We start from the raw sequence: 23305 nt of genomic DNA on the forward strand, positions 1-23305 counted from the left end.
GATCCTGCCGGCGCGGCATGTAATGCAAAGCAGAAAGGGCGGGCTCAGCGTTATGTGCTGAGCCCGCCCCTTCTTTATGCGCCTACCCCCTGAGCTGGGTGGCGCGATGCACGCGCCACTCCCCTGCCTAGGTTTGACCTTTAGGCGGTCTTGCGGCGGCCGAGTAGGAGGCCCGCGCCTGCGAGCGCGGCACCGATGAGCCCCAGAAGGCCCACGCCGTAGCCGCCGGTCTTGGGGAGCGTTCCGGACGCGGTATCGACAACCGTCAGGATCATCGCCTCGCCCGTGCCGCTTGTTGTGATCAGACCGTTGCTCGTACCAGCCGAAATCGTGTATTTCTCGGTGTTCTGATCCATTGCGATTTCGAACTTGACAGGGTGCGGCAGCAGGTTCAGACCCTTCGGCGCTTTGGTTTCCACGAGGAAGAACGTGCCGGTTGTCTTGACCTCAATCGATTCCTGGCCAGGCTTGATGGTGTACAGCGGTTTTCCAGCGCTGTAGTCAGGCTTGCCGTCCTTAGCCGGGTAGATCTCAAAGGTCGCGCCGCCCAGTCCTGGCATTTCTGTGATCTTGCCGTCCTTATACTGGGCCTTTTTGAAGGTCAGCTTTCCTTTCGCTTCCGGCGTCTTGTAGTTGTCAACCACACACGACACACGTGACAGCTTCTTGTCCTTTTCACTCATGTTCACGGTGAAGCCGAACTCGCCGACATTCTGGACTGGAATCTGTACGGTGTTGCCTTCACGAGTTTCGTGGCAGACAGCGTTGGCATTGTCGCGTTTGTACAGCGAGTAGCCCGGCTGCTGGCTTTCAACAAGTGTGAGTTTTTGCTCTTCTTCACTTTGGATTCCCCAGCGTGCGGTGCCTCGGTCTTCGTCCCGCGACGAAGTGACTTTGCGCCACTGCGTGACGAGTGAACCATTTCCGGGATCAATGACCTTTTGACCGTTAGCCGACAGGGTGAACTCCCAGCCGGGTTCACCGTCGGACAGAACCTTGCCGTTCTCATCGACGATGCGCTTCTTGACGATTACTTCGCCGTTGCACTTCTTGGTGAGGTCCTGAGCCATCGACTTCATCTGTGCGGCCAGTTTTCCATAGCCTTCGATGCGAACCGTGTCCCCAGTACCCGAGATGTCTTCACCCATTTGCTTGACGTCACGTGTACCGTAGGTCCACCTCGATTGATTGAGAGTGATCGTCTCCTGTCTCCCATTGGGCATACGCTCAAACACTTGCAAGGTCTGGCTGCCTGCCGCGTCGTACGCCATTTTCAGATTCGCCAAGGTGTCAGTGTTGATGTAATTGGCGTGCAAAGCCTTCGGGTGATCACTTCGAATTTTGTAGTAGATGCCTGGGGCTTGTCCCGGATCTGCTGTCCAGGCAATGCGTTTGGCGTCTTTGAGCACAAGATCATTCTGCACAACGGGGCGTTGGCTGCTTCGTCCGCCAAGTGTCAGATCAACCATGAGCGGGACAACGCGCGTGCCAGCTTTTTTCAGTTCGTTCGCTGCGGCAATTGCATCGTTGAGTGCACTTGCCTGGACGAACTCTGCACCGATTCCTTTGCTTTTTATCGTGCTCGATGTCGTAGGCATACCGTCGGTAATGAAGTACACGACGTCATAGTTCCCAGCTTTGACCTGTTGCAAACCAGCTTGCCAGTTCGTCCCGCTGTTGCCCGGGTTATAAGCCCAGTTTTCGACGAGTTGTTTTGCCTGGTTGACTCCTGCTTCTGTCTGCATGGAAATGTAGGGCGGGTTGTTGCCAACGGTCGATCCTGCGCCATTCGCTGGAGCGCTACTCGCAAAGTTGTAAATACCGAGCTCTGCGGGGGTGCCTGCGAGAGCATCGATGAAGGCTTTTGTCGCTTTTTTCGACTCATCGAAACCATTCGCATTGTCCGCGTGACTCAACGACGTCGACAGGTCAGCGACAACCGCAATGCGCAGGCCACAGATCATGGGAATCTGAGGGTTCGCTACGCGCCCGTGCACCCAGTCCGCTCCGTCCGGCGGGGAAATGATGGGTGGGTCAGTGGGATCTGCAGACTTTGTGCCGTAAGCGTCCAGCTCAACTTCGAGCTTCTTGTTCTGGGCGAGGTTGTTGGTGAATGTGAACACTGCGTCCTTGGGAAGAAACGCCGAGTCGACCTGTTTGCCGCTCTTCATCGGCACAACGTCCATTGTGATGTAGCCGTTGCCGATTTTGACGTTGCGCTTCTGCAACGTCACACCGTCTTCGATCTTGTCGACCGTCAGCTGGTAGTGCTGCGGATCGAGGAACGTCGCGTCGGTTTTGATGCGCACGGTGATGTAGTTCAGCTTCGCGTCTTCCCCAACCTTCGCGGTGAAGCTGTTTGGCTTCTTGGGGTCGACGGGATCACCTTGCAGAGCAAAGCCATGACCGGTCGCCTTGAATGCGCGTGTTGCGCCATCCGGCAGGGTTGGCTGGTCATCTGAGCAGTCTTTCACCGCGCCGCTGAAGTCGAAGGACCACTCGGCCTCCGCATCGGCAGCGAACTGGTATCCCTCCTGGGGCTTGGCGGTGACCTTAACGGTGGCCTTTTTTCCCTCGTAGAAGTGCTGACCGGCTTGCTTGCGCTCGCCACCAATGAAGTAGTCGACACCCTTCGTGTCTGGAATGTTGATGTAGCCCTTCTCAACACACGATGGCGCGGTGGCTGGATCAACTGCGGTTGGCGCCGCAGGAGTCACGGACGCCCCCGGGTTCGGTTCCGGAGTTGGCTCTGGGTCAGGCTGCGGCTCCGGGTTCGGCTCGGTTGGCGGAGGGGTACTGCCGCTCAAAGTGCCCTTCGGGCTAACGGACACCGTTCCCGATACTTTAGGCGCAGTAAAGTACGGCGAAATTCTAATGATTTCGCCCTTTTTCACTGCAATATTCAGACCATCATGGGTAACCGTCAACGGAGCTTGCTGTGCACTGCCCGATGGTGAAATTTTCGGGGAAAGTGTAGTGTTCCCGACCTTCAGCTCGTATGCCTGCAGCCAGCCAGATCCACCAATTTGAAAATCAAGGCTCGTGATCGTGGCGTCTTCCTCAACCGTGAACTCGAACGGCGGGTTGTACTTTCTGGTATCCAGGTTTTTGAAGTCTCGCTTTTGTGGGCTCACCGGGATCGCCGTGGCCTGCGCCTGCGCAACAGGGGCCGGCAGGCTCGGCAGCGCGCCCGGGACAGCGACGCCGAAAATCAGCGCGAGCGCGGCGGTCAGCGCGGCCGCTACACCCATGAACTTTGTTTTCATTGTCGCTACCCTTCTTGCTTTCGCTTCTTCGTGATCAACAGCATCAACAGTCCGGCGCCCATCAGCGCCACCGCGGCGAGGACAAGCCCGACGATCTGCACACCAGTCATCGCCAGGTCGCCCTGTCCGCGTTCTTGCTCATCACCCGGCCCGGGGGTCTCCCCTGGTGGCGGGGTCTCACCCGGCGGGGTGTCCCCTGGGGGCGGGGTGGTAGGCGGCGTCGACGGTGGCGTCCCCGGTGGGGTCGACGGCGGCGTCGTCGGAGGTTCGGTCGGCGGGGTGGTCGGCGGAACCGTCGTATTCGTCTTCGCCACGATCACGCCCTCCACCGGGCGAGGGTTATCAGCGACGGTGTGGAAAGGCACCGCCACGAGGAAGGGCTCGATTTCCCGGTACTCCCCCGCCGCAGCACCAGTCGGCGCCTGGGAGGTGACCAGGTAGATGCCCTTCTCGAGCCCCTGGAAGCGGACCTGGCCGGCGTCGTTGGTCACGGCCGTGATCGTGCGGTCGGTCGGCCAGTTCGCGATCTTGTCAGCACTGGTATTGCGGATCTTCGCCATGTCCGCAGCGTTCTCCGGGTCGATGCCTTTCAGCCGCTCCAGCTTGATGGTCACGCCCGCGACCTTGCCCGTGGCTGGGCTGAGTGGATCGCCATTGCCCGGGGAGAGCGTGATGCTCAGCGTGTCGGTCCCGTAGTCGCGGGACACGCCGGGCTGATCGCTCAGCCCAGCAACCTTGGCTGCATCGGCGATACCGACGGCACCGTGTGCGCCGCCGAGCAGGCCAGCGCTGAGGGCGATGGCCACCACAAGGCTGCGGCTGATCCGCACCGCGCGTGCGTGGCTAGTCATCTGATCCAGCCCCTTCGTTATTCATCGTCTCTGTCGTTTCTTGGGATTCGTTATCTCGCTTTTGCTTCAGCAGCCACCGCAGCAGCAGGAGCAGCACCAGCGCTGCTGCCGCGACGAGGGCGTACATCCACCACTGCCACCCAGCACCGTGGTTCTTGTCGAAGATCTCGTGGTCCGATTCGTCCAGCGGAACCTGGTGGCCGCGCACCAGCAGACGGTGCGTGTTGATCCCGTAGGGGGTGCAGGTAATCAGGGTGATGTAGTCCTTGTCCTGCTCCGGGCGGAGGTCCTCGGTTTCGGTGGGGAGCACAACCTTGATCTGGTCGACCACGTACTTCAGTTTCTCGCCGGAGACCTGGACGTAGAAGGCATCACCCTTCTCCGCCTTGTTGAGGTGATCGAACATGGTGGAGTTCGCCAGGCCCGTGTGGCCAGTGATCACCGAGTGCGTGCCCTTACCGCCGACCGGCAGGTCGGAGCCGAAGAGATGCCCCAATCCCTTTTGCAAAGTGTCGTTATCTGTCCCGTGGAAGATCGGCAGGTCTGCCTTGATCTTGGGGAAGATGAGGCGCGCCATCGCGTCGTTCGCGTCGAGTTGGTCCAGGTATTCCTGGTAGTCCGGGTTGTTCTCGTCGAAGCGGGCGAGCCAGGGGTCGAGGATGGGGCCGGTGGTTCGGTTCTCGTTGTATTCGTGGGCGTTATCCCACTGCGTGTTTTTGACTTCTTCTGGGATGCTTTTTTCGAGTTCCGCGTAGTCTTGCGCGACCTTCGTGGCGACGTAGTTGTTCCACAGGGTGGACGTCACCGGGTACAGCATCACGAGCACCCCGAGGATCACGAGCACCGCGGCCAGCACGGGGCTGGTCTTGGTGCTGTTGGCACGGCGTGGTTCCTTCTTCGGTTCCGCGTCGGTGCTGAGGGTGTGATCCACGGGGTACTCCTGGGGCTGGTTCTGCTTGAGCTTGCTTGGGTGAAACCTTCACCCGTGGAGTTGTCCGTTGGGTGAAGGTTTTACCGGTTCAGCGGGCTATTAGTTCTTAGCGCCGCGGCGTGCGAACCATGCACCGGCTGCCACGATGGCGGCACCGATGGCGGCCAGGATGCCGACACCCATGCCACCGGTCATTGGCAGGTTCGGGGTGTCGCGCTTAATGTTCTCAATCTCGGAGACGAGGGTTACCGCGTCGTCGCCCTCACCAGTCTTCGAAATCTCTGCACGGGTGAAGTTGATTTCAATCGGCTTGTCGAGCTTGGCGTAACCAGCCGGAGCCTTGGTCTCCTTCAGGCAGAACTTCTTGGTTGCGGGAGCTTCCTTGTTGTCCTCGAAGTCGGTGACGTGCAGACCATCGATGATGAAGGTGCCGTCAGCACCGGTGGTCCACTTGTCTGCACCGTTGACGGTCAGCGGATTCTCGCCCAGTTCGGTGGCGGAGGTGCACTGGTAGAGCTCGAACTCTGCACCCTCGAGGACCTTGCCCTTTTCCTCGCCATCCTTCTTCACGACCTTGAGCTTGCCGTGGTAAGTGACGACCTCGTTGGTCTTGTTCTTGACCTCGTTGTCGGTGTTCGGGTTGTTGAAGATGACGTCAGCCTGGTTCTTCAGCGCAGTGGTGTCACCGACGGTGGTGCGCTTGGTTTCGAAGGTCAGGGACAGCCTGTCACCGGAGTTCACCTTCGCCAGGCCCTGTTCGGTCAGGGTGACTACCAGCTTGTTGCCGTTAGCCTTCGGGTCGTTGACCGTGTAGTCCCCCTCGCCGAGAGCGGTGTTACCAGCCTTAACCTCGGTGACCTTCTGGAAGTCCAGGCGCTGGTCCAGCTGATCCTCGAAGCGGAAGGCGGTCAGCTTCTTGCCCTCGCCCCAGGTCGGAGCGTCCGCGTTGATGGTGTAGGTGTACGCGTCCTGGATGTTCTTGTCGGCATCCTTGACGGTCTTCTCGGTCTTGGTCTCGGTGTTCTTCGGGTATGCGACGACGTCGTAGTTCCAGGCGTCGGATGCCTCGTTGACCATCGGGATGGAAACGATGAACGGTGCACCGGAAACAATGCCAGCCGGAGCATCGGTCTCCTCAACCAGGTAGATACCCAGCGGCAGGTCCGAGAACTTGGCTTCACCCTGACCTGATGTTGTCTTTTCATAGGTCGTGGTGGTCTTATCAGTGTCCTTGACGTCAGCCGCGGTCTTCGGGAAGTTCGTCCAATCGCCGTTCTGCAGGTCGAAGTTCAGCTTCGTGATCTTGAAGGTCACGCCGTTAAGTGCCTCACCCGGCACGTTCTGCATTTCCTTACCGGTGGCCGCATCGCTTGACTCAGCACCCTTCTTCTTGAAGAGAGTCAAGGAGCCCTTCTTGCTGAAGTCGATGTTGCCCTTCTGGACCTGGGCTTCAGCTGCCGGGCTGTCCTGCGCAACGGCGATCGAACCCGGGGCAGCGATACCCAAGGAGAGACCAGCGATGGCGGCGAAAGTGACCGAACGAATGGTCAGAGAGTTCTTCTTCACTGGAGTGAATTCCTTTACATCAGTAGTGACTGGAGCGCCCAGCGCCCCTCGACGTTCAGCGACCCGCTCCGGTTAGCTGCTTTTAAGCTTGCCGCCCTTTCGGCCACGACACCTTAAAATTCGCTGGTGGTCACACGGACCCAAAACCCCTTTGTTGACAGATCACCTTTGTTGTGGTGTCACCAATTTTCGAGTTTCAGTCCCGCGATCCCCACCTTGTGGATCGCACACATTTAACATATAACAAACGCCGCATCTCCAGTATCCCCGCAGCTAAAACGTATTGAGGCATACATTATTCCTCCCCCAAAACGAACCCACCGGGCGCAACATAAAACTCACCCTACCTGGACTGTTGAACATTCTTTCTTTATAAATGCACAAGCAATAACCTCCCCCCTAATTGGGGTACAAATCGATAAGGGTCTCACAGGAAAAATTGAGCCTTTCCGGACCTCACAGCGAAGAATAGACTTCAGTTCTCCAGGCTCAACCGGAGCGAACACTAGCCCCTTCAACAGAAGTTAAGACCAATGACAGACCAATCCCCAGCGCCGAACACGACGGACGCGCCCCCGGTCCGCCGAGGCAAGAAACTGAACGTCAACGCGATCATCGCCGTCGTCCTCATCCTTGCTGGCCTGGGCGTGCTGCTGTATCCGGTGCTCGCCACACAGTGGAATAACTACCAGCAGTCCCGCGCCGCCGAGGCCTACTCACAGCTGGAAAAGGGTGTCCCACCGGAGATCCTCAACAAGGCCTGGGAGGAGGCCCAGCAGTACAACGCCAACCTTGGGGACATCGACCCCGGCGATGCGTGGACCAGCTCCGATGACGAGAACTCCCCCGCCTACCAGCGTTACCTGAAGTACCTCTCCGTCCTGAACGACACCGAGGCCATGGGCCGCATCGTGCTGCCCTCCATCAAGTCCGACCTGCCGATCTTCCACGGCACCTCCGACCGGGTACTGGCCCGCGGGGTGGGCCACCTCTACGGCACGGATCTACCCGTCGGCGCACCAGGGGAGCTCGGTGAGGATGGCTCCATCCCGCCCGCCCCACCGGAGGGCCGGCTGTCCGCACTGTCTGCCCACACTGGCCTGCAGAACGCCACCCTGTGGGACAACCTCGACCAGATCGAGAAGGGCGACCCGGTCTACGTCGCCGCAGCGGGCGAGAAGCTGAAGTACGAGGTCCGGGACATCGAGGTCGTCACCCCGGATAAGACCAGCCTGCTGCGCCGAACGCCGAACAAAGACCTGCTCACGCTCATCACCTGCACCCCCTATGGCGTCAACACACACCGGCTGATTATCACCGCCGAGCGCGTGCCGATGGACCCGCAGGAGGAATCGGTCTTCGACGGGCAGGGCACCACCTGGCAGTGGTGGATGTGGGCCATCCTCGCCGCCGCGGCAATCATTCTGTTGCTGCTGATCCGCTGGTGGTGGAAGAACTTCCGCAAGCAGAAGGGCGAAGAGGAACCCGCAACCTCCGGCGCTGGGGACACCACGGAGAGTTAACGGGCTTTTGCCTGGTGCCTTGATTAGCATCATGAACTCATGAGCTCATCTTCCTCTCAGGCTTCTACTACCCGCCGCCTCACCACCACCGGTGCAGTCGCCCTGGCGGTGGCCACCGCCACAACCCTGGCCACCGCACCGGCCTCCGCCGCTCCCCGCCCAGTGCAGGACCCCCAGGGCTTCATCGTCTCCCCGGCGCGCACCCAGATCAGCTTCACCCACTCCCCCACCGGCTTCGTCGCCGGCACCCGCAACCAGCACGAGGCACGCCCCGGGCTATCCATCGTGAAGCTCTACATCGCGGATTACGTGTTTAAGCACGGCACGCCCGCGGATAAGGCCCGCGCCTCCGAGATGATCCGCACCTCCAACGACGCGATCGCCTCCCAGCTCTACCGCAAGTATCCGCAGTCCATCTCCGCGACCGCGCGGACCTACGGGCTGCGCAACACCCACTCGAACGCGCACTGGGGCTACGCCCGCACCTCCTCCTACGACTCCATGAAGTTCGTGGAGGCCAAGAAGCGGCGCAACTACAACGACCCGGTGCTCGTCGCGATGCGGCAGGCCACCCCGCGCGCCGCGGACGGCTACGCCCAGGACTACGGCACCGCCGTCCTGCCGGGTGCGGTGGGCACGAAGTGGGGTTGGTCGGACGACCGCCGCAGCGTCCACGCCTCCGTGACCTACGGGCGGGACTTCACCGTCTCCGCGAATACCTGGGGCAACAAGCATGCCCTGACCAACGACGTCCGCGGCGCCTTCCGCGGCACCATGGGTGCGCCCGCTCGCCCGGCGCCAGGGCGACCACTCACCCCGGCGCAGCAGGCCGCGACCAATTGGGCCAATGACATGGAACGCGCTGCCCTCAACGCGCCAGGCTCCTCCGTGAACGAGCGCGCCATCCGCGATGCCCGGCGCGGCCTGGACCCGTGGATCATGCGGCTGCCCTAGCGTCTAACCAGCCCTAGCGCCGCACTAGCTCTAACGTCGCACCAGCCCCGCCACCGGAAGCCACTTCCCACTAGGTGAACACCCCCGCCCGGGCAATGGAACTGACATGTGTTCTGTTTCACGCTACACTGAGCCACATGATTTCCCCTCACCCGCGCAGCGGCGGCGCCATTCTCCTTATTAGCCGCGGCGGGGCCTAGTAGGTAGACACACCAAACCGACCGGCTCCCCGTCGCGGGGTTTTTGCATGCCGGTCGGTTTTTTCATTGCCACAGCACGACACCGACAACACTTAGGGAAGACACCATGAGCAACACCGACTCCTTCATCTCCGCACCAGCCCAGATCCAGACCCCCAACGGGGAGATCCCGGCCGACCAGCCCGCCTGGAACAAGCAGCGAACTCGCAGATGCCGAACCGCCGCTACCTGCCATTCTTCGAGGAAGTCGACCACATCACCCTGCCGGACCGCACCTGGCCAGATAAGGTCATCGACCGCGCCCCACAGTGGTGTGCCGTCGACCTGCGCGACGGCAACCAGGCCCTGATCGACCCCATGAGCCCAGAACGCAAGCGCCGCATGTTCGACATGCTGGTGGAGATGGGTTACAAGGAGATCGAGGTCGGCTTCCCGTCCGCATCCCAGACGGACTACGACTTCGTCCGCGAGATCATCGAAGAGAACAAGATCCCGGACGACGTCACCATCCAGGTCCTGGTCCAGGCCCGTGAGCACCTGATCCGCCGCACCTTCGAAGCCTGCGCCGGCGCGAAGAACGTCATCGTCCACTTCTACAACTCCACCTCCGAGCTGCAGCGCCGCGTCGTCTTCCGCAAGGACAAGGAAGGCATCAAGAAGCTGGCCACCGACGCAGCCCACCTGATCAAGGAAATCGCCCAGGACTACCCGGACACCAACTGGCGCTGGGAGTACTCCCCGGAGTCCTTCACCGGCACCGAGATCGAGTACGCCAAGGAAGTCTGCGACGCCGTCGTCGAGGTCATCGACCCGACCCCGGAGAACCCGATCATCATCAACCTGCCCTCCACGGTGGAGATGATCACCCCGAACGTCTACGCGGACTCCATCGAGTGGATGCACCGCAACCTGAACCGCCGCGACTCCATCATCCTCTCCCTGCACCCGCACAACGACCGCGGCGAGGGCGTGGCCGCCGCCGAGCTGGGCTACCTGGCCGGCGCCGACCGCATCGAGGGCTGCCTGTTCGGCAACGGTGAGCGCACCGGCAACGTCTGCCTGGTCACCCTGGGCCTGAACATGCTGACCCAGGGCGTGGACCCGCAGATCGACTTCTCCGACATCGACCAGATCCGCCGCACCGTGGAGTACTGCAACCAGCTGCGCGTCCCGGAGCGCCACCCGTACGGCGGTGAGCTGGTGTTCACCGCGTTCTCCGGCTCCCACCAGGACGCCATCAACAAGGGCCTGGCAGCCATGGCGGAACGCGACGCCGCCGAGGACACCCCGGAGGACCCGGCAAACGCGGACTCCGAGACCCTGACCGAGGCCGTCCGCAACGTCACCTGGGAGGTGCCGTACCTGCCGATCGACCCGAAGGACATCGGGCGCTCCTACGAGGCCGTGATCCGCGTGAACTCCCAGTCCGGTAAAGGCGGGGTCGCCTACATCATGAAGACCGACCACAACCTGGATCTGCCGCGCCCGATGCAGGTGGAGTTCTCCGGCATCGTCCAGGCAGTCACCGACGCCGAGGGCGGCGAGGTGAACCCGAAGGCCATGTGGGACATCTTCGCCACCGAGTACCTGGACCGCACCGCGCCGGTGGACGTGATCTCCACGACCGTCGACGGCGGTCAGAACGAGGGCGAGGAGTCCGCCGTAACCTCCCAGATCGAGTTCAACGGCGAGGCGAAGACCCTCAAGGGCCGCGGTAACGGCCCGATCGCCGCCTACTGCAACGCCCTGGAGTCCCTGGGCGTGGACGTGGAGGTCCAGGAGTACAACCAGCACGCCCGCACCAGCGGTGACGACGCCGAAGCCGCAGCCTACGTGCTGGCCGAGGTCAACGGGCAGCGCGTTTGGGGTGCCGGTATTGCGGGCTCAATTACCTACGCCTCCCTGAAGGCGGTGACCTCCGCGGTCAACCGCGCGCTGAATAGCTAACAGGGAGGCTCCTGGGGGACGGGGCGGGGCACGGGCGCATTGGTAGCGTTCCGGCCCCGCCCTTCGTCGTGCGTGGGGTGGGTGCGGGGAATAGCCCACGGGGCGCTATCCGGGATCGCGCGCCCGCGGGGTGGGTGCGGGGTGCGTGGACTAACATGGTTCCCAATGAATAACCAGCAGTTTTCGGATTCGGGAGACCGCCCCGCACCCCGTCGCCGCGCCCGCCGCAGGGTCAGCCGCCGCGCCGGCTCCCCGTCGGCGGCAGCCGTCGCCTCCGCATCCGCCGTCGAGGCCGCCGAAGCGCTCCGCCCGGGTAGCCGACGCTCGGACGCAGACGGCGCCAGCTACCCCACGACCAGCCGGGACGGCTCCGACCAGACCGGCTCCAACCAACCCAGCTCCGACCAGTCCGGCCCGGGGCACTCGGGTTCCGGCAGCGCAGGCGCAAACTCCGCAGGCACGAGCGCCGCGACGACCGGCAACGCCGCCGAACCCTCCGAGCACCCCAGCCCGGCCCACACCATCCCCATCCCGCCCAGCGTTGCGGACGCCCCCACCGTCGCGGTGGCCGTCACCACCAGCGGGATTCACCCGACCACGGCCCGGCTCATCGCCCTAGCCGGAGTCTACTACGACGCCGACGGCGCCGAGGTCGGCCACTTCGTCCAGGCCCTCAACCCCAGCGAGGACCCCGGCCCGTGGCACACGCACGGCTTCGACGCCGGCGAGCTCGCCCAGCAGATCGGTTTCGCCACCGCCGCCGCGGAGATCAAGGCAGCCCTCGACGGCCGCGAGGTGATCCTCCACGACGCCCCCTTCGCCTGGGGATTCATCACCCACGAGTTCCGCCGGGCCCAGCGGGCCGCCAACCGGGGCCGCGGGCGTGGCCGCTCCGGCAGGGGTCGTGGGCGCGGCCGCAGCAAGGCCATCCCCACCCCGGAACCGGCGGCACTGATCGACACCCTGGCCACCACACGTCGCCAGGAAATGCCCGCCGTCGACCCCCGCGCCCGGGCTGTCGCGCAGCTCTACCCACACAACGCCCCGGCCGATGCTCTCCCGGAGTTCGGCGCGGCGGCGTCCGACCAGCGGGCAGCAACCCCTGCCGAGGAGCTCCTGGTCGCCGACGCCCGCCTACTCGGGGCACTGCATGCCACGCAGCAGGAACGGGCAGACCAGGACGGCGGCGACGTCGTCCGCCTTGACCCCGAGGACCTGACCGCGGACCAGTTCGGTTTGCAGCGCAGCGCCATCCGCGTGGACGCCATCAATGCCCCGCGCCCGCTCGAGAACCCCGGCACCCCGGATCACGACGACGGCAGCTGGCAGCTCGTCGCGGGCATGGAATTCGTGGTCAGCCCGGACGTCGCCCGCGACCCCGACGAGCTCATCGAGCAGGGCGTGGCAGCCGGGCTGGTGTACTCCGAGAAGCTGAACCGCACCTCCAGCCTGGTGGTCTGCAATCAGAACTTCGAGCTGCGCGGCAAGGCCATGCACGCCGATCGGAAGGACATTCCGCTGCTCAGCGACGAGGAGTTCTTGGGCGCGCTCGAGGACGTCGCCGAAGGGACGCGGAACACCGACGCGGGCCGCGGTGGCGGGCAGCGGGGTGGTCAGCGTGGTGGTGGTCAACGAGGGAATGGCCAGCGCAGTGGGAGCGGTGGCGGCCGTGGCGGTAGTGGCCGTGGTGGTGGCCAGCGCTCCGGTGGTCGCGGCGGCGGCCGGTCTAGTTCGGGCGGCTCGGGGTCGGGCTCCGGTAACCGGCGCAAGCGCTCGCGCGGGGGACGTCGTCGTAGTGGCGGCGGCTCGCAGGGCGGCGGCCGTAACAACGACGGCGCTCACAACGGTTCCGGCAGCGGCAGCAGCCACGCCGGGAAGAACAACTCCGGTGCCCAGAAAACCGACAGCAAGAACCCGAAGAACACGGGGAAAAACAACTCCGAGCAGCCGAAACGTAAACGTAAGCGCGGTGGGCGCCGCCGTGGCCGCGGCGGACGCGGGTCGAACGGACAAGGCAGCAAGACTAACGTAGGCAAACGTGAAAACTAAGAATCCGAACGGCAACGGCGGCACCCGCCGCATGAGCCTGCGCAGCCGCATCGCCTGCCAGGCCGCAGACCTCGCGACGTGGGCGTCCCAAAAGACCGGCCGCGGCGCGGGCGGAATGATCGGCGGGCTCATCGCCAACGCCATCGACCCGAACCTCCTCGCGCAGCTCGGCCAGGGCCGCCCGACCGTGCTGGTCACCGGCACGAACGGCAAGTCCACGACCACCCGGATGCTCGCGCACGCGTTGGAGTCCCGCTACAGCGTCGCCACCAACGAGGGCGGCGACAACATGGACGCCGGCGTCATTTCCGCGCTGCTCGCAGGAAGGGACAAGGAGGTGGTCGCGCTCGAGGTCGACGAGCTCCACGTCCCGAATATCGCGGAGAAGCTGGACGCGGACGTGCTCGTCCTGCTCAACCTCACCCGCGACCAGCTGGACCGCGTGGGTGAGATCAACAAGATCGAACGCGCGCTGCGGGCCTGCGTGGAGGCGCGGCCGGACATGACGGTGATCGCGAACTGCGACGACGTCCAGGTCACCTCTGTGGCGTGGGACGCGCCGAACGTCGTGTGGGTCTCCGCCGGCGCCGGCTTCGTCGGGGATTCCACCAGCTGCCCGCGCACCGGCGGGCACATCGTGCGCACCGAGGACGACTGGTACGCGGTGAAGAAGCTCCCGGATGGGCGCGAGTTCCGCCGGCCCGAGCCGACCTGGTGGGTTGATAAGGCAGGGCTTGGCCATGCTGGGGACGGGACTGGTGCGGGTGACGCTGGCGCTGACGGGGCTGGTGCGGGTGCCACGACAAACGCGAGCGGGGAAACCCTGCCCATGAACCTGCAGCTCCCCGGCCGCGCCAACCGCGGCAATGCGGCCCAGGCGATCGCGACAGCCGTCGTCATGGACGTGCCAGTCAAGGATGCGCTGCGCGCCGCGGAGGAGGTCACGGACGTCGCCGGGCGCTACTCCCTTGTCGAATTCGAGGGCCGCACGCTGCGCCTCATGCTCGCGAAGAACCCCGCGGGCTGGCAGGAAGCGCTGTCGATGATTGACCGCGACGTGGACTCCGTTGTGATTGCCGTGAACGGGCAGGTCGCGGACGGTCAGGACCTCTCCTGGATTTGGGACGTCCGCTTCGAAGACTTCGAGGGGCAGCAGGTGCTCGCCGCGGGTGAACGCGGCACCGACCTGGCCGTGCGGCTGGGCTACGCCGGGGTGCGGCACACGCTGATCAAGGACACGGTCGATGCCGTGCTCGCGTGCCCGCCCGGGCGCGTGGAGGCGCTCGCGAACTACACCGCCTTCCGCGACCTGAAGCGCGAGCTGGAGCGGCGCGGCGCGACAACCGTCGGGGCTGATGAGGCCGTTGAAGCTGACGGCACGGACGCCACCAGCACCACCGGCGAGGCGACAACCACCGCGACCGAGGAGGACGCACGATAATGGCAGAGCTCAACATTGGCCTGGTACTGCCCGACGTGCTCGGCACCTACGGCGACGACGGCAACGCACTCGTGCTGCGGCAACGCGCCCGCCTGCGCGGCATCACCGCGGAGATCCACACCATCCGTTACGGGGAGGCTGTCCCGGAGACGCTTGACGTCTACACCCTGGGCGGCGGCGAGGACGTCGCCCAGCTGCTGGCCGCGGAGCACCTGCGCGCCGACGGTGGTCTGGTGCGCGCGGTTGGGTCGGGGCGGCCGGTGCTCGCCATTTGTGCGGGCCTGCAGGTGCTCGGCGAGTCCTTCCACGCTGGTGGAAAGCTTGCGGAAGGGCTCGGGCTGCTGGATGCGACGACATCCCAGCTGGGCGAGCGCATGATCGGCGAGCTGCACTCGGAGCCTTACCGGGGTGCGCGTGCGGGTGCCGGTGCGGGGACCAGCGCTGACGGTGCGAATGCTGGCGACGGGGCGGGCGCCCAGTCGCTGGCCGCTGACCTGAGCGAACTGACCGAGCCACTCACCGGCTTCGCCAACCACATGGGGGCGACGATTCTTGGTCCCGATGCGCGCCCGCTGGGCATCCTGCGGGCCCGCGGCGGGATGGTCGGAAACACGGACGCGCACGGTGTTGAGGCTGCTGACGTCGTCGTGAAGAACAGCGAGGAACAGCAACGCTACGAGGGCGCGGTGCAGGGTTCCGTGATCGCGACGTACATGCACGGGCCGGCGCTGGCGCGGAATCCGCAGCTCGCGGACGTGCTGCTCGCGCGTGCGCTCGGGACGACCGTGGCTGAGCTGCCGGAGCTGGGTGCCGGCAGCATCGCGGAGTTCGAGGGAGTCCCGGCCGGGGACGCTGGCCACGGCGCGGGCCGCGCTGCGAGCGCTGGCCGGGCGGGCGCTGGTGCAGGTGCTGATGCTGGTGCCGGGAGCCCGGACGGCCGTGAATTCGCGGCACAACTCACCGCTGAGGTGGAGCAGCTGCGCCGCGAGCGCCTGAGCTAGTCCCCAAGCGTCGCGTCCCTAGCCACGCGCGCCAACCTTCATGCGTTTTGCAGAGTTTGTTGTCGCTTTTGGATCAATTTCCGGCATTAAACTCTGCAAAACGCGGAGGGGGAGAGTAAAACACATCGGGCCCCGGGCCTAGCCCCGCGCCCCCTTCACGCGCGGCCCGCACGCCCCTTCACGCGCCAACCCCTTTGCGCACCCCTTCGCGCGCCCGCCCCGCGCCGGTCCCCGGCGGCCAGCGGGAGAGCGTCCGCGCCCTCGGTATATTCGATACACATGGTCGCCAATATCCACGATTGCATCATCGTCGGCGCCGGCCAGGCCGGGCTCTCCACCGCGTTCTACCTGCAAAGACGCGGGATCACCCCCGTGATCCTCGACAATCAGCCCGGCCCCGGCGCAGCGTGGCGGCACGTGTGGCCCTCCATGACGCTGTTCTCCACCCCGGGCTTCTCCAACATGTCGGGCATGCTGATGCCGAAGTACCGCGGGCCCGGGGACTACCCGGACGCCCAGCACGTCATCGACTATTTCACCGCGTACGAGCAACGTTATGGCTTCGACATTCGGCGTCCTGTTGACGTCCTGAAAGTAAACGCAGACACCGCGGGCGGCTTCGTCCTCGACACCAGCGAGGGCGAGTTCCGGGCGCGCACCGTCGTCGCAGCGACGGGCACGTGGTCGGCACCATTCGTCCCCTTCCTGCCCGGCACCTTCCGCGGGCGGCAGCGGCATTCCGCGACGTACCCGGGGCCGGAAGAGTTCCGCGGCAAGAAGGTCGCGGTGGTCGGCGCGGCGAACTCGGGGGCGCAGATCGCGGCGGAGTTGACGGACGTCGCGGAGGTCACCTGGTTCACCCGCCACGAGCCGCGGTGGATGCCCGACGACGTCGACGGGCGCGTCCTGTTCCGCCGGAATCGGGAACGCGCGCAGGCTGTTTTTGCTGGTGAGGACGACCCCGGCGGCGATCGTAATCTCGGGGAGATCGTGATGTTGCCGAAGGTGCTGGAGGCCCGGGATTCGGGTGCGCTGCGGGCAACACCAATGTTCGATTCGCTGGATGAGCTGACGGAGGCGGGCTTCGATGAGCTCGTGTGGTGCACGGGTTTCCGCCCGGCGGTGCGGCCGTTCCGCGAGCTGGTGCGGACGACGGATGCGGGGCGGTTGCGCTCCGTTGTATCCGGGTTTTACCTGGTGGGTCTCGGGGAGACGACGGGCCCCGGTTCCGGCACGATCATGGGTGTGCAGCCTTTCGCGCGCGAGGTGGCTGGGGAGATCGCGGAGGAGCTGGGCTAGAGCTTCAGCTGGGTGCGGCCCGCGAACGCGCGGGAGAGCGTGAGCTCGTCCACAAACTCCAAGTCCCCGCCCATGGGAATCCCGCTGGCCAGGCGCGAAACTGTCAGCCCTGGGAACTCCTTCAGCAACCGCCCCAGGTAGGAGGCAGTGGCCTCGCCCTCAGTGTTCGGGTCGGTGGCGATAATGACCTCGGTGATCTCGGGGGCTTCGCGGTACTCGACGTCGTCGGCAGTGTTCTCGCCGCCGGCCCCACCAGCAGCGCCCGAGCCAGCGCCCTGGCTGCCCACACTCGCGCTGTTACCGCCCGCACCCGAACCCGTGCCAGAGCCGTCACCAGCAGCGCCCGCACCCGCGCCCCCATGGCCCAAGCCAGCCCCACCAGCGCCGCCGTCCATCAGCGACCCCTGCACCGGCCCGCCGGCCGACGCGTGCGGCGCACTCACCGCCACATCCGGCAGCACGCCACCGATCCGCTGCACCAGCGCGGTCACGTTCAGCTCCCCCGGCCCCACACCATTCAGCGGGTCCAGCGCTCCGCCGAGCACGTGGTACCTGCCCCGGTACTCACCGGTGCGCTCGATGACCTGAATATCCTTCGGCTCCTCAACCACGCACACCAGGCTGGCGTCCCTGGAGGAATCCGCGCAGATGCGGCAGACGTCCTCCTGGGAGATGTTGTGGCAGATACGGCAAAACGCCACGCCGGAGGGCAGATTCCCCAGCGCGGCTTGGAAACGTTCGATGTCCTCGCCGGTCGCGGTTTCCAGCAGGTGGAGGGCAATGCGCTGCGCGCTTTTCGGCCCGATGCCTGGGAGGCTGGCGAACTCGTCGATGACGTCCTGAAGCGGACCTTCAAACAAAGTGAGCTTTCCCCGTTTCGTCTGTGGCGTTTAGCCGTAGTGCGTGCCCCGCGCGCACCCGCCCCCATGGGCCGCGCGGGTTCGAAGTGTTAGAAAGGCAGTCCGCCGCCACCGAGGTCAGCCAGCGGGCCCATCTTCTCCTGGGCGAGGTCCTGCAGCTTCTGGTTGGCGTCCTGGAATGCGCCGATGATGAGGTCCTGGAGGGTTTCGACGTCCTCCGGGTCCACGACCTCCGGGTCGATCTTCAGGTCCTGGACTTCGCCGCCGCCGGAGAGCACGAGGGTGACCTTGCCGTTGCCGGCTTCACCAACGATGGAGGACGCGACAATTTCCGCCTGCGCCTCCTGCAGCTGCTTCTGCATGCGCTGGGCCTGGGCCATGATGTCGTTCATGTTTGGCTGAGACATTTTCCTTGTTCCTTCGCTTCTCGGTTTCTAGGGTTTTTGTTCTTCTTCGGCTGCCACTTTACCCATTCGGTCGGAGGTTGTCGGTGGCAGTTCACTGTGTATTTTCCTGTGCGTTTTCCTAGCGTGTGCGCTCGCCGCCGAGGATGTTTTCGATGAGCTCACCCGCGATCTCCAGGGCGGGCCGCGTTTCGCGTTTCCCGGCCTCACCCGTGGCGAGGTCGTCCATGATTTCGTCTTGCTGCCTGCGGAGGGCTTCCTCTGGGTCGGTGGGTTGGGTCCTTTGATTTGGGACGTCAACCCCTTGGCCTCCGAAAGCGCTACCGTTGTTGGGCTGCCCGGCGGGGTGTGGGCCGCCCGACTGGTCGCCCTGTGGGGCTCCGCCGGCCGGCCCGGGGCCTGCGTTGCCTGCATCTGGTGCGGGGCCGTTGGGGTAGCCGCCGGGGCCGGAGTCCCAGGGGTCCTCCGGAGGTTCGTCCGGGAGGGGCACGCCGTTGAAGCCGTTGGCGAGCTTGTATTCCCTGCTGGCGGCGTATTTCGCGGCGCGGGCACGCCAGCCGCTCTGGGGCTTGGCCTCTTCTTGATGGCTTGGCCCCTGGGGGGCTGGGGTTGGGGCCGTTGCCTGGGCAGCGCTGGCTTCGGCCATGCGACGGGCGCGCTCGAGGGCGCTGCTGCCCGCGCTGGGCTGGGAAGTCTGGGCCGGCTGAGTTGGCTGGCTGGCCTGCTTCGGCGCAGTCTGGCTTGCTCCAGCTTCTCCACCCGGCGCGAACTGGTCGGACTGCGTCGGGGCAGCCTGGCCCGCACCGGCCTCCTCGCCTGGCTCGTGCCTGCCGGCATCGCTCACACCGGTCGGTGCAGGCGACGCAGCCTGCGAGGAGTCCGCCTGGCTGTGCTGACTGGGCTCTGTCTGGCTTGCCGTTGGCTGGCTTAACGCTGACTCGCTAGCCTCCGCACCGTTGGCGCTGTTCCCGCTGGTCGTGCTGGTTAGTGTTGCCGACTCAGCCGGGGCCTCCTCAGCTGAGCCGGCCTGGGCTTTTCCCGGGTTAGTCCCGCCAACGGTGGCGACCACCGTGTGCGCGGTGCCGAGGACCTCCTCGGCCGCCTTGCTATAAATCGGTGCGTTGCGGTCGCTGTTGACGAACTTCGCCAGCGCGCCCGTGGCGTGCTCCACCACGATCTGATCCGCGGTGGGTTGCTCTGCTGCCAGGGTGGCGTCGCGGCCAGCGATCCACGCGCTCAGGTCGTGCTCGCGCACCTTTTCGAGGATCTGTTGCCAGGCCTGCTCGTCGACGTGCGCGGCTTCGCCGGATGGCGCAGCCTCGGTGTTCGCAGCAGCCTCGGTGGGTTGTGTAGCCTCGGCGGGCGCCTCAGCAGGTTCCCCGGACGGCTGCCCGGAAGGTTGCTCGGGGTTCTCGGCCTGGGAATTTCCAGGCTGAGACTGCTGAGCACGAGTCTCTTCACCGCTGGTCGCTGGGCTGGCCTGCGACTGCGACACAGCACCAGCGCCCTGACTCTGATCCGCAGCCGCCCGCTGCGGTGCCTGACCTGCAGACGGCTGCGGTGCTTGACCCGCGTTCGCGCGGGCGGCGGCACGGCGGCGGTCCATGATCTCCCGTGCCTCGCGGGCCTGGGCGATCGCCGGGTCTTCATCCGGAGCACCGGCAGTGCTGTTCTCCTGCCCGGCAGCCTGCGCTGAATCATTCACATCTTGCGCCGCTGCTGCAGCACCCTGCTGTTCCTGCGCGTCATTCGCAGGCTGCTGGGCACGAGCTGCCTCCGCGGCCTCCTGCACGGCTGGCTTCTCCGGCTGGGGCGCTGCCTCCCGACCTGCTGATGCGGCGGCCGGGGCAGCGCCCTGTGCGGCGCTCTGCTCACCGCTCTGCGTCTCTGTCTGCTCGCCAGGCTGACCGGACTGTGCAGGCTGACCACACTGAGCAGCAGCATTCCCCGGCTGTTCTGGCTGCTGCGACGCCACGTTCTGCTGCGTCGCCTCCTGCGGCGCCGCGTCCTGCGACTTCACAGCACCCGACTCCACCGACGCAGCCGCCACCGATGCAGCCTCCGCCGACGCCTTACGGCGCCGCGGCCGCTCATAACGCTTACCGCTCGACAGACCGGATGCATCCCCCTGCGGGGTCGCCCCAGCGCCCACAGCCGGGCTCGCCAGCCCACCGCTAGCCCCCATCGGCCCGGCAGCGCGCACCCCCGTGCCCTGCTCCAGCGCCTCAACACGCTGCGCGAGCGCCTCCACCGTCATACCCGCGGCCGGAAGCGCCATCCGCGCGCACAAAATCTCCAACAGCAACCGCGGCGACGTCGCCCCCCGCATCTGCGCGAGACCATCGTTGACCACCGCAGCACACCGCGTCAGCGTCGCCGGCCCCAGCGCCTCGGCCTGCTGCCGCAGCCCGTCCTGCTCCTGGGCCGGCACATCCACCAGCCCGCGCTCGAAAGCATCCGGCACCGCCTGGACAATCAGCAGGTCGCGGAAGCGATCCAACAGGTCCATCGCAAAGCGGCGCGGGTCGTAACCGGCGTTGATGACGTCGTCGACAACCGCGAACAAGCCCGCCTGATCCTGGGCAGCCAACGCCTCCGCGGAACGGTCCAGCAGCGAAGAATCCGTCACGCCCAGCAGCGCCACCGCACGCTGGTAAGTCACACCCTCCGGGCCAGCACCGGCGAGCAACTGATCCATAATGGACAGCGAGTCACGCGGCGAACCCCCGCCCGCGCGCACGACCAGCGGATACACGGCGTCCTCGACCACCGCGCCCTCGTCGGCAACGATGCGCTCCAACAGGCCGCGCATGTCCGGCGGGGTGAGCAGCCGGAAAGGGTAGTTGTGCGTCCGCGAGCGGATCGTCGCCAGCAGCTTCTCCGGCTCAGTGGTCGCGAAGATGAAGATGAGGTGCTCCGGCGGCTCCTCCACGATCTTCAGGAGGGTGTTGAAGCCCTCCGTGGTGATCATGTGCGCCTCATCGATGATGAACACGCGGTAGCGGGAATCAGCCGGCGCGTAGAACGCCCGGTCGCGCAGCTCCCGCATGTCGTCCACACCACGGTGGGACGCGGCGTCCAGTTCGGTGACGTCCAAGCTGCCCGGGCCGCCAGGGGCGAGCGCGATACAGGAATCGCACTTCCCGCACGGCGTGGACGTCGGCCCCTCCACGCAGTTCAGCGAGCGCGCGAGGATGCGTGCCGAGGAGGTCTTACCGCAACCGCGCGGGCCCGAGAACAAGTACGCATGGTTGATGCGCCCACTGTCCAGCGCGACGGACAGCGGCTCGGTTACATGCTCCTGCCCCACGACCTCGGCAAACGAGGCCGGGCGGTACTTCCGGTATAAAGCCACGCCCCTAGGTTACCCGGCGGGGCAGACACGCCAATTCGGTCCTTCTCTCCCAGTACCTTTGCGGTCCGGCTTACTTCTTTGGGGCCGCCCTCCCCTTTTTTTATGACGACGACGCCGCCCGCACCGTCACGGTGGACTGTCACGGCACCGCCCTCGACGTCGTTGCCCCTGCGACCGGCAGGATTACCTGCGGCGTGCCCCGCGGCGTCACAACAGCGGGTAGCCGTCCCCGTCCTCGAAATATGGGCCGGCGCCCAGGAGGATCATGATGAACTCGACCATCGACCAGATGTACACCGCGAGGAGGATCGGGATGCCGATGAGGAGGATGGAGGTGGCCCAGCCGAAAATCGTGAGCCCCAGCTGCCACTTCGCCCGGCGCTGATAACCCAGGTAGAAGTTGTGCACGCCCAGCGTCCCCAGGAATACCGCCAGCACCGCAGCGACGATCGAGTTGCGGGAGCTGGAGCGCATGGCATCAAAATCTTGAGAACCGTGGCTCGGGTAACCGGGCACCGCGGAGGACGCGGCGAGACCGTCGCTTCCGTAGTCGGTGTCGCCACGACGGCCACCCTCGGCATAGTCCATGCCGGTGGGGAATCCGGGCAACCCCTGGTACTTGGGCTTGTACTGCTGTCCGGACCTGTACTGGGGCTTGTTCGGGTACCCGGGCTTGTTCGCGGCGTGGTCTGCCTGCAGGTCGTCGTAGAGGTCGCGGTACTCGTCGGCGATGGGGTTGTATGGGTTTTGGAAGTCCCCGAGCCCGCCCATCGGGTCGCCGATGAACGGATCCTCCCCATGCGGATTGGAGTGCCCGTGAGAGTACGGGTTCTTCGCCATCATCGCCTCCAAGCACCTCCTATCCTCAATCCTTCGGCTTATATGTGCCACCTGCGGGAACGACCAGCGGGCTTGCGGGACCGTCGCCGCAGGACTCGCAGTCTGACGCAGCCTAGCGCATCAGGTCGTTGATATTAACCTGCTGCTCGACCAAGTAGTTCTGGAGCTCGTCCACGCCGTTGCGCCCCTCGTCGGCAGCACGGTCGAGGATGTCCAGCTCGGCGTCGGTGATCATCACCAGCTGGGCGGGCACCGTCAGCCGGCCCGGGTGCGTGTAGTCGAAGCCCTTGTCGCTGACCGGGCCATCCTCACCGATCTGGTCGGCCTTCTTGGCGCCGTCCCCGCCGTCGCCCGCGATCTCGTGGACCTGCGGAACACCCTTCTCCCAGAGGAAAGGCACGATCAGCAGCCCGTGACGAGCGGACAGCCCCTCGCGCACGTGGTCACCCAGACCACGCATCACCGTGCCCGGCTGCGGGGTCCACACACCCGGGTCCTGGGAGACCATCGTCGCGGCGGCAGCCACCAGGTTCGGCGCGAGATCGTCGTGACCGGCAGCCACCGTGACGAACTCGACGCGCACCTCGGTGCCCGGTTCCGCCTCCAGGCCGACCTCGATGCGCCCTGCGTCCAGGCTCATCGCGACGGTCTCCGGCGCGGCCGTGCCGTCCCCACCGAGGGCGACGGATGCGGCGGCGAACTCCGGGAAGGACTCACCAACCCGGTAGGTGTCCACCTCAAGCGGTTCGGGCAGCAGCTGCTCGACCCAGGCGAAAGTTTCCTCTTGGTTCATGTGTCCTCCTTAAGCTCCGACGTGG

At 65.3% G+C, this 23305-nt stretch carries 15 protein-coding genes and 2 pseudogenes; 7 read left to right on the forward strand and 10 right to left on the reverse strand.

Going from position 1 to position 23305, the window contains the following annotated elements:
* Positions 1 to 140: 140 nt before the first annotated feature.
* From HMPREF3097_RS01910 to HMPREF3097_RS01925, 4 genes are all read right to left on the reverse strand, one after another.
* The gene (locus HMPREF3097_RS01910; RefSeq protein WP_070760503.1) at positions 141 to 3266 is read right to left on the reverse strand and encodes a SpaA isopeptide-forming pilin-related protein; all 3126 of its coding nucleotides are present in this window, start codon (positions 3264 to 3266) and stop codon (positions 141 to 143) included.
* A 5-nt stretch (positions 3267 to 3271) separates the two neighbouring features.
* Positions 3272 to 4117, reverse strand: a complete 846-nt coding sequence (locus HMPREF3097_RS01915; RefSeq protein WP_070760505.1) for an isopeptide-forming domain-containing protein — start codon at positions 4115 to 4117, stop codon at positions 3272 to 3274.
* Positions 4110 to 5048 (reverse strand): class C sortase, encoded by a 939-nt coding sequence (locus tag HMPREF3097_RS01920; protein ID WP_070760507.1) that lies wholly within the window; start codon positions 5046 to 5048, stop codon positions 4110 to 4112. The genes HMPREF3097_RS01915 and HMPREF3097_RS01920 overlap by 8 nt, the downstream gene beginning before the upstream one ends.
* A gap of 99 nt (positions 5049 to 5147) precedes the next feature.
* The gene (locus HMPREF3097_RS01925; protein WP_070760509.1) at positions 5148 to 6614 is read right to left on the reverse strand and encodes a SpaH/EbpB family LPXTG-anchored major pilin; all 1467 of its coding nucleotides are present in this window, start codon (positions 6612 to 6614) and stop codon (positions 5148 to 5150) included.
* Between the two features lie 533 nt (positions 6615 to 7147).
* Between HMPREF3097_RS01925 and HMPREF3097_RS01930 the strand changes: the two genes are divergently transcribed.
* The 7 genes from HMPREF3097_RS01930 (at position 7148) to HMPREF3097_RS01960 (ending at position 17028) form a co-directional block, all read left to right on the forward strand.
* Positions 7148 to 8137 carry a class C sortase gene (locus HMPREF3097_RS01930; RefSeq protein WP_070760510.1) on the forward strand — a complete coding sequence of 330 codons (990 nt, stop codon included), beginning with the start codon at positions 7148 to 7150 and terminating at the stop codon, positions 8135 to 8137.
* A gap of 39 nt (positions 8138 to 8176) precedes the next feature.
* Positions 8177 to 9091 carry a hypothetical protein gene (locus HMPREF3097_RS01935; protein ID WP_070760512.1) on the forward strand — a complete coding sequence of 305 codons (915 nt, stop codon included), beginning with the start codon at positions 8177 to 8179 and terminating at the stop codon, positions 9089 to 9091.
* Between the two features lie 410 nt (positions 9092 to 9501).
* On the forward strand, positions 9502 to 11238 hold the full coding sequence (leuA, locus tag HMPREF3097_RS01940) for a 2-isopropylmalate synthase (protein ID WP_070760515.1): 1737 nt from the start codon (positions 9502 to 9504) through the stop codon (positions 11236 to 11238).
* Between the two features lie 165 nt (positions 11239 to 11403).
* On the forward strand, positions 11404 to 13287 hold the full coding sequence (locus HMPREF3097_RS01945) for a DNA polymerase III subunit epsilon (protein ID WP_070760517.1): 1884 nt from the start codon (positions 11404 to 11406) through the stop codon (positions 13285 to 13287).
* Between the two features lie 31 nt (positions 13288 to 13318).
* Positions 13319 to 14728, forward strand: coding sequence for a MurT ligase domain-containing protein (locus HMPREF3097_RS01950; RefSeq protein ID WP_083317922.1), 1410 nt, complete (start codon positions 13319 to 13321; stop codon positions 14726 to 14728).
* The gene (locus HMPREF3097_RS01955; RefSeq protein ID WP_070760521.1) at positions 14728 to 15729 is read left to right on the forward strand and encodes a type 1 glutamine amidotransferase; all 1002 of its coding nucleotides are present in this window, start codon (positions 14728 to 14730) and stop codon (positions 15727 to 15729) included. Before HMPREF3097_RS01950 ends, HMPREF3097_RS01955 begins: the two co-directional genes overlap by 1 nt.
* Before the next feature lie 279 nt (positions 15730 to 16008).
* On the forward strand, positions 16009 to 17028 hold the full coding sequence (locus HMPREF3097_RS01960) for an FAD-dependent oxidoreductase (RefSeq protein WP_070760523.1): 1020 nt from the start codon (positions 16009 to 16011) through the stop codon (positions 17026 to 17028).
* Here HMPREF3097_RS01960 and HMPREF3097_RS10055 read toward each other — a convergent pair.
* The 6 genes and pseudogenes from HMPREF3097_RS10055 to HMPREF3097_RS01985 all read right to left on the reverse strand — a co-directional run.
* Positions 17025 to 17243 (reverse strand): annotated as a pseudogene (locus tag HMPREF3097_RS10055) (toprim domain-containing protein); the annotation flags it as partial. The gene HMPREF3097_RS01960 and the pseudogene HMPREF3097_RS10055 overlap by 4 nt on opposite strands.
* 222 nt (positions 17244 to 17465) lie before the next feature.
* Positions 17466 to 17888 (reverse strand): annotated as a pseudogene (locus HMPREF3097_RS10060) (recombination mediator RecR); the annotation flags it as partial.
* 89 nt (positions 17889 to 17977) lie between these two features.
* A complete protein-coding gene (locus HMPREF3097_RS01970) occupies positions 17978 to 18295 on the reverse strand; it encodes a YbaB/EbfC family nucleoid-associated protein (RefSeq protein WP_015382056.1) in 318 nt (105 codons plus the stop codon).
* Positions 18296 to 18413: 118 nt separating this feature from the next.
* Positions 18414 to 21647 (reverse strand): DNA polymerase III subunit gamma and tau, encoded by a 3234-nt coding sequence (locus HMPREF3097_RS01975; protein WP_070760527.1) that lies wholly within the window; start codon positions 21645 to 21647, stop codon positions 18414 to 18416.
* 207 nt (positions 21648 to 21854) lie between these two features.
* Positions 21855 to 22490 (reverse strand): TM2 domain-containing protein, encoded by a 636-nt coding sequence (locus HMPREF3097_RS01980; protein ID WP_070760529.1) that lies wholly within the window; start codon positions 22488 to 22490, stop codon positions 21855 to 21857.
* Between the two features lie 109 nt (positions 22491 to 22599).
* A complete protein-coding gene (locus HMPREF3097_RS01985) occupies positions 22600 to 23280 on the reverse strand; it encodes a hypothetical protein (RefSeq protein ID WP_070759770.1) in 681 nt (226 codons plus the stop codon).
* Positions 23281 to 23305 lie beyond the last annotated feature (25 nt).

Source organism: Corynebacterium sp. HMSC27B11 (assembly GCF_001815985.1).
GTDB lineage: Bacteria > Actinomycetota > Actinomycetes > Mycobacteriales > Mycobacteriaceae > Corynebacterium.

Excerpts from the sequence above, each read along its gene's own strand:
- HMPREF3097_RS01910 (WP_070760503.1), bottom strand. The coding sequence starts at position 3,266 with ATGAAAACAAAGTTCATGGGTGTAGCGGCCGCGCTGACCGCCGCGCTC.
- HMPREF3097_RS01915 (WP_070760505.1), bottom strand. The coding sequence starts at position 4,117 with ATGACTAGCCACGCACGCGCGGTGCGGATCAGCCGCAGCCTTGTGGTG.
- HMPREF3097_RS01930 (WP_070760510.1), top strand. The coding sequence starts at position 7,148 with ATGACAGACCAATCCCCAGCGCCGAACACGACGGACGCGCCCCCGGTC.
- HMPREF3097_RS01935 (WP_070760512.1), top strand. The coding sequence starts at position 8,177 with ATGAGCTCATCTTCCTCTCAGGCTTCTACTACCCGCCGCCTCACCACC.
- leuA (WP_070760515.1), top strand. The coding sequence starts at position 9,502 with ATGCCGAACCGCCGCTACCTGCCATTCTTCGAGGAAGTCGACCACATC.
- HMPREF3097_RS01945 (WP_070760517.1), top strand. The coding sequence starts at position 11,404 with ATGAATAACCAGCAGTTTTCGGATTCGGGAGACCGCCCCGCACCCCGT.
- HMPREF3097_RS01950 (WP_083317922.1), top strand. The coding sequence starts at position 13,319 with ATGAGCCTGCGCAGCCGCATCGCCTGCCAGGCCGCAGACCTCGCGACG.
- HMPREF3097_RS01955 (WP_070760521.1), top strand. The coding sequence starts at position 14,728 with ATGGCAGAGCTCAACATTGGCCTGGTACTGCCCGACGTGCTCGGCACC.
- HMPREF3097_RS01960 (WP_070760523.1), top strand. The coding sequence starts at position 16,009 with ATGGTCGCCAATATCCACGATTGCATCATCGTCGGCGCCGGCCAGGCC.
- HMPREF3097_RS01970 (WP_015382056.1), bottom strand. The coding sequence starts at position 18,295 with ATGTCTCAGCCAAACATGAACGACATCATGGCCCAGGCCCAGCGCATG.
- HMPREF3097_RS01980 (WP_070760529.1), bottom strand. The coding sequence starts at position 22,490 with ATGATGGCGAAGAACCCGTACTCTCACGGGCACTCCAATCCGCATGGG.
- HMPREF3097_RS01985 (WP_070759770.1), bottom strand. The coding sequence starts at position 23,280 with ATGAACCAAGAGGAAACTTTCGCCTGGGTCGAGCAGCTGCTGCCCGAA.